Here is a 1,803-nt window from a genome sequence, read left to right as displayed (position 1 = left end):
CATCGCTGCTTCCTATTCCCTATTACCTATTGTCTATTGCCTATTCCCGATTCCCGATTCCCGATTCCCGATTCCCGATTCCCGATTCCCGATTCAACACTTCTGGAAAAAAACCAGCCTCCAAAACCTCCTCCTGAGCAAAAGAACACTGAGAAGGAAAAGTACTCAACTTAATCCCAGTTTCCTGAGCTGCCTTAATTCGAGCTTTTTGATAACATTGCTCAAAGACCTCTGGCAAAAACGCTACGGTGCGCTTTCCAATGGGCGAGTAAATCGCCCTTGGGTCGCACCGCAAACTAGGACTATCTTCTAGCAGTTCTTCCAAAGCGATACGCTGTTCAGTGATAGTATTGATGCAACTATCGCTCCTTTTCCCTGGTTGATACATCCACTTGATTGACACTCCCCGCCCTGGAAGGACGGGGATTCTTGCTTCTACGAGGTGACTTGTTTAACCAGGCCGGAGCCAGAAAAAATAGAGGTCTCCTCTTCACAAGCGTACTTGGTCTATGACCCAGGTTTCGGTGTGCCCCACCGTACCTAAACTAATTAACAAATTAAGATAAACATTTTTTTTAGGGATCTTAGACTTTCATAGACTTCCAAATCGTTAGACTTGATTGTGCAACCTGCTTATCTCAAAACAGGTTTTTTACACTGTCTACTTATTCTGTGATCATGTTCATCTAGGATACTATTTTTTTGGTTATGTCTTTATATTAACACAAAGCCATCCTGGAAGGACGGGGCTAATGACCCAGATTTTTTGGAATGACCCAGATTTTTTGGTAAGAGCGGGGATTTTGATTTTTTGGTAATCCCAATTCTTAAGCCACTAAACAATAATATCATCTCCCTATCTCCCTATCTCCCTATCTCCCTATCTCCCTATCTCCCTATCTCCCCATCTTCCCACACTTCCCACACTTCCCACACTTCCCACACTTCCCACACTTCCCACCTACATTGATGATCCTAATTTAAACCATTGGGATTAATTTAGTTGGCGTGTTGCACAAAAGTATATTGTATAATATAAACTATAAATAGTCAAATACATTTAGGTAAACCACTGTTACAAGACAACCGGAGAAGGTAATGTCCCTAGGAAAAAAACTACGAGAACGCCGTGAAAGTCTAGGTTTAACCCGCATACAAGTTGCCAGAGCCTGTGATGTGGTAGAATCTACAGTGATTAACTGGGAGGCTGATCGGCACAAGCCTAAGCTCTATCCAGAACAGACCAAAGCCTTGTGTGATATCTTAGACTTCAAAATTGAGGATCTGATCCAGCAGTAACATGTAAGGGTATACCCAAAGCACAGGATGGCATTGTGGGATCATTTCATAATCATCTATAGTGCTGCGGATAGCAATAAATATATCAATTATCCTGCCGTCGCCACCAAGCACGGACTAGTTTAATGTCGTCATAGGAGTAACGTTCTCCTAAATATTCCCGTAATTGTTTCAGATACTGATCACCCACTTTTTCAATTGCTTTGATAATTGGCTCATGGCGTTCCAATGGTACCAGTTGCTTTAGATCCACTGGCTGATTCATTTCAATTAATTGGCTCAAATGCTCTATTATAGTCCTGGTAGTATACCCTCGTTGTTGAGCAATTTCCTCTACACTTAACCCTTGTTGATAGAATTGCAGGGTTTTCATATAAGTACTGGAGGGCAGGGGTTCTGGTAGTTTTTGCTCTTGACAAAATGCCCGAATTTCTGAAATAAATTGCTCGCCATACTGGGTGACTTTATACTGAGTCACACCGGAAAGTTTGGCAAATTGCTCTA

Annotated in this window: 3 protein-coding genes; 1 reads left to right on the top strand and 2 read right to left on the bottom strand. The window is 42.2% G+C overall.

The features are described from left to right. Positions 1-40: 40 nt before the first annotated feature. Entirely contained in the window at positions 41-388 is a 348-nt protein-coding gene (locus tag F6K49_RS45455; RefSeq protein ID WP_293108757.1) for a DUF29 domain-containing protein, read from the bottom strand. Positions 389-1,098: 710 nt separating this feature from the next. Here F6K49_RS45455 and F6K49_RS45450 point away from each other — a divergent pair. After that, a complete protein-coding gene (locus tag F6K49_RS45450; RefSeq protein ID WP_293108752.1) occupies positions 1,099-1,299 on the top strand; it encodes a helix-turn-helix transcriptional regulator in 201 nt (66 codons plus the stop codon). Positions 1,300-1,384: 85 nt separating this feature from the next. Here the strand turns inward: F6K49_RS45450 and F6K49_RS45445 are convergent. After that, positions 1,385-1,803 (bottom strand): helix-turn-helix domain-containing protein (locus F6K49_RS45445; RefSeq protein ID WP_293108748.1); only part of this gene is annotated, 419 nt, incomplete at its 5' end.

This window comes from Moorena sp. SIO3I6, from assembly GCF_010672095.1.
This window is presented reverse-complemented; position numbering and strand designations above follow the sequence as displayed.

Coding starts and splice junctions, on each gene's coding strand:
- F6K49_RS45450 (WP_293108752.1), top strand. CDS start 1,099: ATGTCCCTAGGAAAAAAACTACGAGAACGCCGTGAAAGTCTAGGTTTA.
- F6K49_RS45455 (WP_293108757.1), bottom strand. CDS start 388: ATGTATCAACCAGGGAAAAGGAGCGATAGTTGCATCAATACTATCACT.